This is a genomic window from Sphingomonas glacialis (assembly GCF_014653575.1).
GTDB classification, from domain to species: domain Bacteria; phylum Pseudomonadota; class Alphaproteobacteria; order Sphingomonadales; family Sphingomonadaceae; genus Sphingomonas; species Sphingomonas glacialis.
Genome location: NZ_BNAQ01000002.1, coordinates 791235 through 804779, shown reverse-complemented (window position 1 = coordinate 804779; position 13545 = coordinate 791235). Strand labels below are relative to the sequence as shown.

10 protein-coding genes are annotated in these 13545 nt (G+C 65.6%); 3 read left to right on the top strand and 7 right to left on the bottom strand.

What is annotated here, in order from left to right:
* Positions 1-48 precede the first annotated feature (48 nt).
* Positions 49-4440: a chemotaxis protein CheB gene (locus IE187_RS10420; RefSeq protein ID WP_189676164.1), complete on the bottom strand. Its 4392-nt coding sequence runs from the start codon at positions 4438-4440 to the stop codon at positions 49-51.
* 392 nt (positions 4441-4832) lie between these two features.
* On the opposite strand from IE187_RS10420, the gene IE187_RS10415 reads away from it, so the two are divergent.
* Positions 4833-5201 (top strand): response regulator, encoded by a 369-nt coding sequence (locus IE187_RS10415; RefSeq protein WP_189676261.1) that lies wholly within the window; start codon positions 4833-4835, stop codon positions 5199-5201.
* A gap of 128 nt (positions 5202-5329) precedes the next feature.
* Here IE187_RS10415 and IE187_RS10410 read toward each other — a convergent pair whose 3' ends face one another.
* The 5 genes from IE187_RS10410 to IE187_RS10390 form a co-directional block, all read right to left on the bottom strand.
* On the bottom strand, positions 5330-5908 hold the full coding sequence (locus IE187_RS10410) for an oleate hydratase (RefSeq protein WP_229839348.1): 579 nt from the start codon (positions 5906-5908) through the stop codon (positions 5330-5332).
* Positions 5909-6014: 106 nt separating this feature from the next.
* Positions 6015-6977, bottom strand: coding sequence for a hypothetical protein (locus tag IE187_RS10405; protein WP_189676163.1), 963 nt, complete (start codon positions 6975-6977; stop codon positions 6015-6017).
* Positions 6974-7657 carry a MarC family protein gene (locus IE187_RS10400; RefSeq protein WP_189676162.1) on the bottom strand — a complete coding sequence of 228 codons (684 nt, stop codon included), beginning with the start codon at positions 7655-7657 and terminating at the stop codon, positions 6974-6976. Before IE187_RS10400 ends, IE187_RS10405 begins: the two co-directional genes overlap by 4 nt.
* On the bottom strand, positions 7654-9174 hold the full coding sequence (gadC, locus tag IE187_RS10395) for a glutamine/gamma-aminobutyrate antiporter GadC (protein WP_189676161.1): 1521 nt from the start codon (positions 9172-9174) through the stop codon (positions 7654-7656). The genes IE187_RS10400 and gadC overlap by 4 nt, the downstream gene beginning before the upstream one ends.
* Positions 9175-9238: 64 nt before the next feature.
* The gene (locus IE187_RS10390; RefSeq protein ID WP_189676160.1) at positions 9239-11011 is read right to left on the bottom strand and encodes a pyridoxal phosphate-dependent decarboxylase family protein; all 1773 of its coding nucleotides are present in this window, start codon (positions 11009-11011) and stop codon (positions 9239-9241) included.
* 139 nt (positions 11012-11150) lie between these two features.
* Here IE187_RS10390 and IE187_RS10385 point away from each other — a divergent pair, with 139 nt between their 5' ends.
* Both IE187_RS10385 and IE187_RS10380 read left to right on the top strand, forming a co-directional pair.
* Entirely contained in the window at positions 11151-11306 is a 156-nt protein-coding gene (locus IE187_RS10385; protein ID WP_189676264.1) for a hypothetical protein, read from the top strand.
* Between the two features lie 160 nt (positions 11307-11466).
* Entirely contained in the window at positions 11467-12654 is a 1188-nt protein-coding gene (locus IE187_RS10380) for a M28 family metallopeptidase (protein WP_229839366.1), read from the top strand.
* A gap of 118 nt (positions 12655-12772) precedes the next feature.
* Here the strand turns inward: IE187_RS10380 and IE187_RS10375 are convergent, their stop codons facing one another.
* Positions 12773-13387 carry a hypothetical protein gene (locus IE187_RS10375; RefSeq protein WP_189676158.1) on the bottom strand — a complete coding sequence of 205 codons (615 nt, stop codon included), beginning with the start codon at positions 13385-13387 and terminating at the stop codon, positions 12773-12775.
* Positions 13388-13545 lie beyond the last annotated feature (158 nt).

The window sequence follows — 13545 nt, the reverse complement described above, 5'->3', positions numbered from 1 at the left end:
CGCGGTGCAGCGGCGCTATGCTCCGCTCGACCGCTGCAACGCGCTGCCTCAGACCGCCGCGCTTTCGGTCGGGGGCAGAGCCGAACGCGGCCGTGCCGCATTCCCGTCGGCGGCGGCTTGCGCGATCCGCGCGAGTTCGGGAAGCGACTTGGCTTGCATCTTGTGCATGACCGCAGCGCGATGGTTTTCCACGGTGCGCTGGCTAATCCCGAGATCGGCGGCGATGTTCTTGTTGGGATGGCCCGCCAACACCAGGTCCATGACTTCACGCTGGCGGTCGGTCAATTCGCCGACATGCGCCGCCGCTTTCTGGTGCGCGTCATCCCGCAGCCGAAGGTCGTGTGACTGATCGATTGCACGCGCGACGCTCGCAAGCAATTCGACCCGGCCGACCGGCTTTTCGATGAAGTCGCAGGCGCCGCTTCGCATTGCTTTGACCGCAAGTCCGATATCGCCGCTCCCCGTGATCAAGATCGCGGGGAGATGGTTTGCGCGGGCGCGCAATTGCTCGATCAGCGCCACGCCGCTCATCCCCGGCAGGTGCGCGTCGACCAGCAGGCACCCGTCATTGCCCGGCGCATACGCTGCAAGAAACGCCTCTGCATTTGGGAAATCCTGGACACTGCGGCCATCGCCCTCCAGCACATCGCGGATCGTCGCCAGAATGTACGGGTCGTCGTCGACGACATAGGTGATCGATGGGCCCGCAATAGCAACAGCTCCGGCCGGGTGCAACGCCGACGGCAGTGCCCGGGCCAACAGGCGTTCGATCGCCGCGAGCAGGTCGCGCGCCTTCACCGGCTTGCTCAGTTGCACGCAGTCTTCTGCCGCGATCCGCGCCAGCGCCGCGCTCGATATGTCCCCGGTGAGGACGATCGCCGGGAGCCCGTGCGGCAGGGTCGCCCGAAGGCTGCGCAGGAGATCGAGGCCATCCCGGCCGCCGGGCAGGTTATAGTCGGTCAACAGCAGTTCCGGCTTGATCGCGCTGCCCGCAACCAGCTTGATCGCGGATGCTGCATCGGCCGCGGTCTTGACGATATGCCCCTCGCGCTTGAGGAGTTGCTCCAGCAATTCGACGACATCCGGGTCGTCGTCGACGACGACGATCTTGCAGGTGCGCCGGTGCCCGTCCGGGGCCGCATCGGGTTCGGGTGGTTTGGCGACGGCGCCCGGCGGATCGGCGGCCGGGCAGGGAAGCGTGATCGTGAAGACCGAGCCCGCGTTCGGGCGCGAGCGAACGTCGATGGCATGCCCGAGCAAATGGCCGAGGCGTTGCACGATCGACAGGCCAAGACCCAGACCGAGGCTGCGTTCGCGCGCGGCGTTGTCGATCTGGTGGAATTCCTCGAAAATCGCGTGCAACTGGTCGGCGGCGATCCCGATCCCGGTATCCCAAACTTCGATTCGAAGCGTGTCGCCGCGCCGTCGACAGCCGAGCAGGATCTTGCCCTGCTTGGTATATTTGATCGCGTTCCCCAGCAGGTTGCGAAGCATCTGCGTGAGCAGCGTGGCGTCGCTGTGAACCAACGCCGCACTGGGCAGGATGTGCAGCGACAAGTTACGGGCCTGTGCGAGATAACCGAACTCGTCGCGCAGCAGATCGAGCACGTCGGAGATCGGAAAGACCACCGGCATCGCCTCCACCACGCCGGCTTCGATCTGGTTTATGTCGAGCAGTGCATTGAGCATGCCGGACATCGCGGCCAGCGTCTGGCCCTGGCGGGAGACGAGTTTTTTGGGCTTCTCGCCCTCGACGGTCTGGCTCAGCAGTTCCTGCAGCAGCGTCAGCGACTGGAGCGGCTGGCGCAGATCGTGGCTTGCTGCCGCGAGGAAGCGCGACTTGGCAAGATTGGCGCGGTCCGCCTCGATCTTGGCGGCCTCGAGCGCCTTGGCGGTCATCTTTCGGTCGGTGGTGTCGGCGAAGGTGATGACGACGCCTTCGACGGCATCGTCATGCGTGCGATAGGGAAATACGCGGCGCAGAAACCACGTATCGTTCGGCGCGCTGATCTCGCGGTCGATCAAGCCGTGATCCGCCAGCACCTTGCGCGCATCCCCCAGCAGGTCGGGATCGGTCGCGATCGAGCGCAGGTCGGTGATCGGTCGTCCGATGTCGCCGGCGATGATGTTGAAGACCGACTTGATCGCGGGCGTATAGAACCGGATCTTCAAGTCGATGTCGAGAAAGAGCGTCGCGACATTCGTGCTGTAGAGCACGTTCTGCAGATCGTCCGAGGTCAGGCGCTGTCGTTCCAGCGTCTCCTGCAACTGGCTGTTGAGCGCGGTCAGTTCCTCGTTGAGCGACTGCAGCTCTTCCTTGGACGTCAGCAATTCCTCGTTGGTCGACTGGAACTCCTCGTTGACCGAGAGCGCTTCCTCGTTGATCGTCTTCTGTTCCTGGCTCGACGTTTCCTGGTTCAGGATCGACGTCTGCAATTCCGCCTGGGTTGCCTCCAGTTCCTGCTCGAGCTCGGTGACGCGCGCGGCGTCACCGCGATTGGGGGATGCCGTCGCACCCGCGCTCTCGCCCGGTTCCTCGACGAAGCAGACGAGCAGCATGTCGTCCTGCCCGGCGACCACCGCCATGACATCGATCCGAAACCAGATCGCGATGCCGTCCTGCATCACGCGCGTCCGGCCGCCGTCGACGCGCGGCGTCGCCTCGCTGACCTTGTCGATCGCGAGCCGCAACTTGGTGCGGAGCGTCGGGGACGCCATCGCAAGCAAGTCGAGCGTGGCATAGCCAGGCGGGATCCGCAGATAGCGATCGGTCGGCCCGATCGAATAGAGACACTGCCGCTTGCGATTGATCAGGATGGCGGCGGGCGCGTGGGTGGCGATGACGGCCCGGCGGCAAATGTCCGCCAGCGTGGCCTGGCGCTGCGATGAGGCGGACCGGCCCGTCGTCCCCGGCATCGGCAGCGCGTCGCCGAAGTTGACGGGAAAGCCCGCGGTGCCGGTCCGGCCGTGCGCGACGTGCCGGTAGATGCGTTCCGACTTGGCGATCACTTCGAACCGGTCTCCGGCGCTGCCCACCGTCTCGGACGATCCGAGCAGCAGGATGCCGCCTTCGCGGAGCGCGAAATGGAACAGCGATATGACCTTGGCCTGCGCCTCGGGGTTCAGATAGATCAGCAGGTTACGGCAGGAGACGAGATCGATCTTCGAGAAGGGCGGGTCCGACAGTACGTCCTGGACGGTGAAGACGACAGTGTCCCGCAGCGCGGTCGCCACCCGGTAGCCGGCCTCGTCCCGAACAAAAAAGCGCGCGAGCAGGTCCGCGGGGACCGTGTTCTCGATATCGAACGGATACAGCCCCTCGCGTGCGGTCGCGATCGCGTCCGGGTCGACGTCGGAGGCGAAGAGCTTGAGTTTGATGTCGCGTCCCGACGCCTTGATCGCGTCGCGGCAGAGCATCGCGATCGAATAGGCCTCTTCACCGGTGCTGCATCCCGCGACCCAGATCCTGAGCGGTGTTTGCTCGGGGAGGAGCCGGACGAGGTCGGGAAGGATCGTCTGCGCCAACGCATCGAAGATCGCCGGATCTCGGAAGAAGCGCGTCACGTTGATCAGCAGGTCCTTGGCGAGCAGATCGCGCTCGGCCGGCTCTGTGCGCAGCAGATCGAGATAGCCGGCAAGATTGCCGGGCGCGAGCGTGCGTAGCACGATCCGCCGCTCGATCCGCCGTTCCAGCGTCCCCGACTTGTACTGGCGGAAGTCGTGCGCCGTGTTGTCGTTGAGGAAGGCGATGATCGCGTTCAGGTCGGTCGATGCGGGCGGGGCGGGCATGCTCGGCGGGGCGGGCACGCTCGGTGCGGCGGCGGACTGCGCGATCGCGACTTTGCGGTCCGCCAGTGCCTGGGGGATGTCTTCCAGCGCAAGGGTCTGATCGACCAGCCCCGTTTCGATCGCGCTCCGCGGCATACCGTCATAATCGGCCTGTTCGGGCTTTTGCGCGATCGCATAGCCGCCTGCGGCTTTCAGCGCGGCAAGCCCGCCACTGCCGTCTGCGCCCGTTCCCGACAGGATTACGGCAATCGTCCGGTCACCGCATTCTTCCGCCAGCGACGCCAGCAGACAATCGAACGGCAGGCGCGCGCCATGGTGCGCCTGTTGCGGGGAAAGGGCCAGCGCGCCGTCTTCGACCGAAAGATATCGGCCGGGGGGAATGACGTAGATATGGTCGCGGCGGATCACGCAGCCATCGATCGCTTCGCCGATGTCCATCGTGGTATGATCGGCCAACAGGTCGACCATCATGCTCTTGTGCGTCGGATCGAGATGCTGAACGACGATGAACGCCATGCCCGTGGTGGGTGAGATCGCGTCGAGCAGTCTGGATGCCGCCTTAAGTCCCCCCGACGAAGCGCCTATCGCGACGATCGGGACCGACTCCGCAAGCCGCGGCCCAGCGACTTTGGGGGTAGCTTTTTGCGGCATCGGCGACGCCGGATGGGGCAGAGGCTGGTCGCTTGCCCCCACCGATGGTGTTTTATTTACGGTCATGAAATGGACGTAGCACTGTCTGGTCCCATCCATCCTACGCATAGTTACGCTGAAAAATAAATCGCCGGTGCGCACCATGAGCTTGAGTATTTTCCGAGACTGACTGCGCGCATTTTTCTGAGGCAGTACCGCGGACGACCCTGATGACAACGCCGTTCACGATCGTGCCCGGGTTCATGTCTATCGCCGACGGGGTGGCCTGGAGGCTAGACAGTGTACCCGAACCCGAACAGCTTGCCCAAGATCGTGCGCGCGCAGCCACCGGCGGTGCACCACGGTGCGTCGCGGCGTGGACGTCGCGCGGATGAGGCAAGGCGTGCGCGGCTGTGAGCCCTGGACGCAGAATCCTCCTCGTCGAGGATGACGTCCTGATCGCGATGGATCTTGCCGACCTGCTGATCGCGATGGGGCACGATGTGTGCCACATCGCATCGACCGAGACCGATGCCGTGGCGGCGGCGCAGCGCTTGGCGCCCGATCTGCTGATCGTCGACGGCAATCTTGCCGAGGGCAGCGGAGTATCCGCGATGCGGCGGATCCTTGCCCGCGGCTTCGTCGCGCATTTCTATATGAGCGGCGATACGATCCAGCTCTTGAAGGCGGTGCCGGACGCCGTGGTCCTCGCCAAACCTTTCACCCTGCATGCGCTCACGACTGCGATGGACACGGCAACGCGTGCTCGGGGCGGCCAGTGAGATGCTGCTCACGGTGATCGCGGTGCTGCGTGCAGCAAAGCCGAGATCCTCGAGACAGACGCGATGGCGGACTTGAACGCCACGATCATGCCGTCATGCTGCGTGTAAATGGTACGACAGATGTCGTCCTAGACATCGATCGCCGAGAAATGATCGATGAAGCGTCGCAAGTAGCGGCGGAATTCGATTGCGCTGTGCCACGGCTCGAACGCGAACAGCGCGCCCCATTCCAACCAGAAGGTGGTCTCGAAGAAATGGGCCGCGAAGCAGTCGGTGATGCGCTTGTCGCCGAGCCTGCGCTCGGATCCACCGATGAGCGCGAGCAGGTCGATCCGGTCGTGCTCGGTGAATCCCATAGCGTGCGCATCCGAGCGAGAGCCGTCCAGATTGACGAGCCGCACCTCATTGTCCCACCGCCATTCCGCAGCGGCTGGGTTTGCTTCCTCGGGCACCGAGATCGTCGGGTCGCTCGCCGAAGGAATGTCGTCGAGCACGTCGACGGTGCATTGGTACATCGCCTCGAGCATATGGCTGCCGCTCAGGAAATATCGGTCCTCGGCGCTACCGTGCGCATCGACCGCGCCGCCGCTCTGGTAACGTTCCTCGAGGATCGTGATGTCCGCGCCCGCGACCTCTCCATCCCGCAGCAGGATGACCGCCCCGGCAAGCGCGGCAATTCCGCTGCTGACGAGAGTATAGCTGCTCATGCGTTGATCCTCTTGTCCCAAGGATCCCGCGGTAGTCCCGTTCCCCCGGCGCGAGCAGCGTCGGAAATTACGCACACCATCGGGGTACAGATCGACGCGACGAACGCTAGAATGCCACGGCAAATGCTATCTGGGGTGCGGCGTAGGACGGTGTATTGCGGCCCGCGACGGTCACTTCGACCCCCGCAATGAGCCCGGCGCGAGCCGACCAATTATATTCCAGCGCCGGCGCCAAGGTCGTTCGGCTTGCGCGCCGGCCCGTCGTTCGTCGCACTGTCCCGCCGGCATCCACGCCCGTCAGCCGCGAACCGCCGGCATCGCTCCGGACCAGATCGAGCGCAACCACCCAGCGCTGGTCGAGCGCATAGCCGGCGGCCACACCGACCTGCGCGGACACGCCCGGCATGGCGTGGCCGACAAAGCCGTCCGTCGTGCCATAGACGCTCAGATCGCGAACGCCCGCCGACGCCAGCGCCTCGGTCATCGAGGCGAAGAGGCGGAGACGAACCGGGTGGCCACCCGTGGTGTCGAACAGCGATTCGACGACGATCCCCTGTTTTGCCAGCAGCGCGCCGGTGCCGAGCCCGTCGAGCACGGTCGTCAGATGATCGTAGCGGCCGATCGGCAGCACGAGGCCGGCGCTCGCTGTGATCGAGGGCGATCCGCTTCGGCCATTCTCGTCCTTCAGTCGATATTCCAGCTCGATCGGCAGATCGGCGATCCCCAGGCCCCGCGCGTCATGCCCATCGGTCACGCGGACGACCGTCGGCAGCGCCTGGAAGCTCACCCGGTCGGTGAGCGCATATTTCACGACCGTCACCGACTGCAGCTGCTGCACGCCGTCTCCGCCGGATTGGCGATGGCCCCGATCGTCATAGGCGCCGGTATCGATCTTGTAGATGAGATAGGGTTCGATCGCGAGCGTCCCCGCCGTCGACAAGGCTGGCGACGACGCCTCGAGCGAGCCGGTGAACCATTGGTTGCGAACCGCGAGATCGCCGTCCTGCGCCAGCGTGGCGCCGGGCGATCCCAGCGCGCACAGGGCGATCGCGGCGCACACCGTCTTCATCGGCCGCCGAGCCCGGGAAACAGCACGACCAGCGCGCTCGCCATCCCGCCGACCGCGATCGCGACGACGAGCAGGCCGAAGATCTTTTCGGTGATCAGCAAGGCCTTCTCCCCGATCACCCGCGTGATCGGCGCGGCCAGGAAATCGAGCGCGACGATGATCGCGGCATTCGCCAGGATCGCGGCCATCGCGGCGAGATAGACCGGGCGGCTGCCGCTGCCCCAGGCGATGATGACCGACAAGACCCCGGGGCCCGCATAGATCGGGAAGCCAAGCGGCAGGATTCCGACCGATGCGGGGGAGGGGGCGACGGCATTGTGCGCGGCGACCGGCACATGCGTGTTGGACGCGCGGTGGTGGTGGCTGCGGACGGGCGTCGCTTCGCTCGGGATCGGGGCGTTGAGCATTTGCCAGCCGATCACGCCGATCACCGCCATTCCCGCCACGCGCAATGCGGCGATGCTGACCCCGAAGACGCCGAGCGCGGCATTGCCGACGAACAACGCGAGCAGTCCCGCGACGACATAGGTCGCCGCTGCCATCAGCGCGGTGCGACGCTGGTCCCCTTGTGTCTGGCCAGCGGTAGCGGCGACGAACAACGGCAGGACCGCGATCGGCGCGGTAATTGCGAACAGGCCGACGGTCATCGTCACCAGCACGCTGGTGTCGAGTGCCGTCATGCCGCGGTTTCGAACGGTTCGAAGTCCGAATCCGCCGCTTTCCAGTCGGGCTTGTGAAAGGCGTAGATCACGAACGGGATGGCGAGGAAGACCGCCGACCCGACCACCAGCGCGCCGACATAGAGCACCGGGCTGCCGGTGCTGATCTGCGCCGGCGGGATGAAGCTGAACCCCAGCGCGACGAGCGCCCCGGCGAGCCCCAGCAGGCCGACCAGCCACATCCCGACATTCCCGCCGGGAATGCGGAACGGCCGCTCGCGGTCGGGCTGGGTGTAGCGCAGCCGGATCGCGGCGACGTAGAGCAGGACGTACATCACCAGATAGATGATCGTCGCCATCTGGCTGAGCAGTTGATAGGCCGATTCGACCGACGGCAGCACGGTGAACGCGACGCACAGCAGCGTGACGAGCAGACCTTGCAGGATCAGGATCGCGACCGGAATACCGTGTGTGTTGGTCTTCTGAAGGACATGCGGCAAATACCCCGCCTTGCCGACCGCGAGCAGCCCGGTCGACGGCCCCGCGACGATCACGCTGACTTGCCCCAACACGCCGAACGCCAGCATCGCCGCCATCACGTTGCCGAGCCACGGCAGCCCGAACGCCGCCCACAGTTCGTTATACGCGACGAGCAGCCCGCGGTTGATGTCGATCGCCTCGCGCGGGATCACCGCACCGACCGCGAGCGTGCCGAGCACGAAGATCACCACGACCATCACCGTCGCGATCAGCACCGACAGCGGATAGTTGCGCGTCGGGTTCTTGAGGTCCTGCACATGGACCGCCTGCATCTCCATCCCCGCGAAATAGAGGAAGACGCTCGCCGCCAGCACCATGTTGTGGAAATCGCTGAAGTCGGGGATCACGCTGGCGTGCAGGTCGAGGTGCATCGGCTTGCCCGCCGCGACATAGGCCACGCCGAGCGCGATCAGGATCGCGCCGGGGATGATCGTCCCGAACAGACCGCCGAGCCAGCTCAGCCGGGTCGACGCCGCCATGCCGCGGAAGGTGACCAGCGTCACCAACCAATAGACCGCGAGCAGGACGGTGATCGTGTAGACCTTGTTGTCGGCCAGCGCCTGGTCGAACGCGGGCGGCCACCAGATATAGGCGAGCGCGGCGGCGGCGAAGATCAGCACGGTCGGGAACCAGATCACCACCGCCTGCCATTGATAATAGATCGCGGCAAAGCCCCAGCGCGGGCCGAACGCCTCGCCGATCCAGCGGAACACCCCGCCTTGCTTGGGGAAGGTCGCCGCGAGTTCAGCGGCGACCAGCGCCACGGGTACCAGGAACACGATCGCGGCGAACAGATAATAGAAGATCGACGCCATGCCGTATTCGGCCTGGGCGGGCATGCCGCGCAGGCTGACGATTGTCGTCACGTTCATGACCGCGAACGCCAGCATGCCGATCACGATCTTGGGCTGGGTCTTGGTCTGGCCGCCATGCGCGAGCCACCCCGCGGACTTGGGCTTGCCGCCGGGCATGGCGGCGGCGGGCGAGGGCTCGGTCATGGGAACAGCCTTGAAAAAGCGCGCCGCCGACTATTGCCGGCGGCGCAGACGTCGGACCAAGTGGTTAGCGCTCGAGCACTTCGTCGCGCGCTGCCGCGACGCAGTGCAGCGCCCATTGCATCGTCTCGGGCGTGATGAAGACGTTCATCGGAAACGATTTCAGCGCGTAGACGACGGCTTCGTCGTCGGTCCCGTCGCGGTTGTAGGTCGTGGCGCGAAAGCCCGTGCTGAAGCTCATGTACGGCGTGTACTTGCCGTCGATCTGCTTGCCGCTACGGAACCATTCGAACAGTTTGTTGCCGACCGCTTCGGTCAGATGGTTATGCTTGATCAGGTCGCTGCGCAGCGCCGGGTCGCTCAGCTCGCGACCGAACTGGACCTGCGCGTCGATATCCTTGGGATAGACCCGGAACAGCGTGATCAGTCCGGTGTCGTCGGGGTTGACGCACACCATGTCGGGGTGGCTGCGGATCAGGTCGTAAAGGTAGTATTTGGTCTCGAGGATGCCGCCGAGAATCGCCTGCATCCCTTCCTTGCCGAAATATTTGAGCGTCGCCCAACCGGCGAGCGACCCCGACGCGGTGCGCGAGACTTCGAGCGTGTAATACATCGGATTGTACGGCGTGCGCGCCTGCAGATAGGCGTCCGCGCCGCGGCGGTGGATCGACTCGAACTCGGTCGCGTCGCGGTACAGGAAGCAGCTGCTGACATAGGGCGCCCAGCCGACCTTGTGGAAATCGATCCCGACGCAATCGGCATGTTCGAGCGCGCGCATCGCCTCGCCGTTGCGGCGCAGCACGGGCAGGATCCGGTCGGAGAATTCGAGCGGATTGGCGTCGAAATCATAGTCCTTGAAATAGACCCACGACCATCCGACGACGGCATCGGCATAAAGCACCGCCTTGCCAAAGCCCGCGGGATTGGGATGGCGATCCATCACTTCGCGGACCAGCGCGATCGGATCGAACGCGCTCGCATCGGTCGTCCCCATCGTGCAGACGACGGTCGCGACCGGAATGCCGCGCGCCGCGAAATCGGTCAGCAATTCCTCGAGATGGCCGAGGTCCATCTGGTTGGTCGCGACATCGGTGCGGACATGGACGATATTGTCCATGCCGAGGCCCAGCCAGTCGGTCGCGTTCTGCTGGACGTAATGCGCTTGCTGCGAACAGATGACCTTGGCGTCGGTTCGCACGCCCTTGTTCCGTGAGTCCTTCAGGACGCGCGTCAGCCCGTATTTCAGCCCGTAGGTCCAGCAACCGCCACCGCCATAGGTGTAGATCGCGCCGCTGTTGACCGGGGTCCAGCCGAACATGTTGGCGACCATGCCCGCCGTCTCGAGCTCGGCACGGTGGACGTTCCACGCATATTCGCCCTCGAGGATGTTGGCGGAGAACACCTGCGACAGCATCGACGCGACGACGGCCGCGGTGTTCGACTGCGGGATGACGTTGCACATCGTCAGCGGGTTGCCCCAATTGGGCGCGCCCTCGAACAGCTTGACGACATCGTCGAGCACTTGGTCGAGATCGCCCATCGCCTGCGGCACGGTGATGTTCTTGACGTCGGGATAGGCATAGGTGAGCGCCGGGTTCTTGCCGAGAAAGGCCGGGCCACCCTTTTCGGGGCGCAACATGTCGAGCTTCTCAACGAATGTGTTGATCTGGCGCGCGAGCGGATCGTCATCGCCGCGGAAGGGCGAGGGGAATTCGCCTGCCATCTTGGCGTGGTATTTCGCCCATTTGGGCGATCGCGCGGCGGACGACTGGGTCTCGCCGTCGCTCTCGGTGGATGCCGCATGCGCAATGGCTGCAGCGGCGTGGGTCCGGTCGTGCATCGCAATACCTCTGATCGAAGGGCGGGAGAATGCCGCCTGATCGGCGCACCGCGGGCCGCGCGTCAGCCTCGGAAAATACCCAGCATGGGGCACGGCTTGGGCGCGCGACTCCCGCGACCTTGAGCGCTTGGATCAGCGCATGCAGCGCACCGGCCGGAAGGCGCCTGCCATCCGCACGGCGCAGACGCTGGCGATGTCCGCTGCGTTCGGTGCCATCAAGCACTCCGGTATCGGCGGGGAGAATGGCGTGTTCGGGCTCGAAGCCGATCTCGAACCCAAAGCCGTGATCGGCTGACGCGGCGCCATTTCGGGTATGGCGCCCAGCCGATCCTCGGCTACGATGGAGACACATGCCGCTGATCCTTTACGGATTATGGCGGCGAGAAGGGGACGCCTTGAACCACCGCCCGATCCAACCGACGCCCCAGAGCGTCCTTCGCGCCCTTTCCGCGGTGATGGCCCTCGTCCTGACCGCCCCCGTCCTGACCACCCCCGTCCTCGCCCAGCCGACGGCGCAGCCGGTCGATCCGGTCCGCGTGCTGGTCAAGCGGCTTGATCTGGAGCGCTACAAGGCGACGATCAAAGCGCTCACCCGGTTCGGCGACCGCCGCCAGGGCACCGCGCGCAACCGCGCCGCGACCGACTGGATCGAAGCCCAACTCAAGAGCTATGGCTGCACCAATACCGAGCGCTTGAAGTACACGTTCGGCGAGGAGCCCGTCCATACGGTCGCACCGGCCAGGGCAGCGGTGGTGGCCGGGTCGGACGAACCCGGCCGGTCGGTCGGTGGCGGGCGCTCGCGCGGCTTCACGCGCACGACCGGCGTGAACAGCGATCCTGGCGCGCAGCCCGACCCGCGGATCAGGGCGCTGGACACGCCGCCCGCGGTCCCGGGCGCGCGCGAGCAGGTCTATTGCACCAAGATCGGGAGCGGCCACCCTGGCGAGATGTATATCGTCAGCGCCCATATGGACGGGATCGGCTTTGGCGAAGCCGCCAATGACGACGGCTCGGGCACGGCGCTGGTGATGGAATTGGCGCGCGTGTTCAGCAGCCCCGACGTGCAGACCGATCGTTCGATCCGCTTCATCCTGTGGAACAACGAGGAGACCGGCCTCAACGGCGCGAAGGCCTATGTCGCGCAGCGGGCGGCACTGCAAGGCAAGGAGTCGCCTGCCGGATCGGGCCGCTACCCCGAGCCGAAATGGCTCGGCGTAGTGCAACACGATATGATGCTGTTCGATCACGGCATGCCCCGCGCCGACGGCAGCATGAGTCCGGTGCAGCGTCCCGAGGCCGACGTGAACATCGAATTCCAGTCTGCATCCAAGCTGGCCGGCCAATCACAGGAATTGGCTTGGGCGCTGCAGGCGGCGAACGAGCGGTACGCGACAGACTATCCGGCCGCGGTCGGACGGCACATGACCAATACCGATTCGAGCCCGTTCATGGACCTGGCACCGGCGGTCAGCCTGCGCGAGAACGACCGTGGCGCGCAGGTCGGAAGCGGCTGGGACCCCCAGTGGCACCAGCCGAGCGACCTCTACAGCACCTATGACGACAAGGATTTCCGCCTTGGGCTGAACGCGGCGCAGACCACGCTGTCTGCCACGGCGCAGCTGGCGGGTGCGACGCTCCGCTAGACGCCGCTGCCGATCCGCGGTGGCCGCGTTTCGACCGGTCGCGGTTTCCTCAGCGGATCCTCCGCGCCGTCGGGCAAACGGCCGCGCCACCACGACGCCGCCGGGCGGGGCCACGGCGTCACAGCGGCGCCCCGTCCTTGTCGAGCATCTCGAAGCGGTAGCTGCAGCCGTAGAGGGTCTTGCCGGGATGCGTCGTGGCGTTGGAGATGGTCCGCGCGACGACCAGATGGCTGCCGTAGCTTTGTCCCTCCGCCGCGGGCTCGGTGACGTCTTTCAGAATGCGCTCGCCCATGAATTTGCGGAACGGGACCGCAGCCTTCGCCTGCGCATCGGTCATGGTGCCGGTGTCGACGAGCGCGGCGATCATCGGGTCGCTGGACATGGCGTTTTCGACCTGCTCGGCGCGCGCGACCGTAGCTGGGTCGGGCAGGTCGAGGATGGCGAGGATCGCGTTCGCGGTGAACGCGATCCGGCGGGTGCTGTACGCGCCGGCGACGGTGATCGCCTGCGGCAGCTCATATTCGTTCATGAAGGCATTGCGCGAGGCGATCCGTTTCCAACGGCGCGTTTGCGCGAGTTTCTCCTCGCTATCGATCGCCATGGCGAACTGCGTGTAGCCGGGGACATCGAGGCGGCAGTGTATGGCGTCGACCTCAGATGTGCTCGCGGGACCGCCATTTGCGGTGTCGGCGTGCTGCAATGCTGAGGCTAGCGCGAGCGCGTAGAGAGACATCATCCGCCCTTGATAGCCCTACGCCCGGCATTTGCCAGCAGCTGCGCGGCACCGGACCCGGGCACGATCAGGCTCGAATCATCGACACGCGGTCGCGGCGCTGCCTCGGCCCGGTGACCAGCGCGTCGCTGGCGATCACCCCGAGCCTTAGCACAGGA

Coding starts and splice junctions, on each gene's coding strand:
- IE187_RS10380 (WP_229839366.1), top strand. CDS start 11,467: ATGGCCCTCGTCCTGACCGCCCCCGTCCTGACCACCCCCGTCCTCGCC.
- IE187_RS10410 (WP_229839348.1), bottom strand. CDS start 5,908: ATGAGCAGCTATACTCTCGTCAGCAGCGGAATTGCCGCGCTTGCCGGG.
- gadC (WP_189676161.1), bottom strand. CDS start 9,174: ATGACCGAGCCCTCGCCCGCCGCCGCCATGCCCGGCGGCAAGCCCAAG.
- IE187_RS10375 (WP_189676158.1), bottom strand. CDS start 13,387: ATGTCTCTCTACGCGCTCGCGCTAGCCTCAGCATTGCAGCACGCCGAC.
- IE187_RS10405 (WP_189676163.1), bottom strand. CDS start 6,977: ATGAAGACGGTGTGCGCCGCGATCGCCCTGTGCGCGCTGGGATCGCCC.
- IE187_RS10385 (WP_189676264.1), top strand. CDS start 11,151: ATGCAGCGCACCGGCCGGAAGGCGCCTGCCATCCGCACGGCGCAGACG.
- IE187_RS10390 (WP_189676160.1), bottom strand. CDS start 11,011: ATGCACGACCGGACCCACGCCGCTGCAGCCATTGCGCATGCGGCATCC.
- IE187_RS10400 (WP_189676162.1), bottom strand. CDS start 7,657: ATGACGGCACTCGACACCAGCGTGCTGGTGACGATGACCGTCGGCCTG.
- IE187_RS10420 (WP_189676164.1), bottom strand. CDS start 4,440: ATGCCGCAAAAAGCTACCCCCAAAGTCGCTGGGCCGCGGCTTGCGGAG.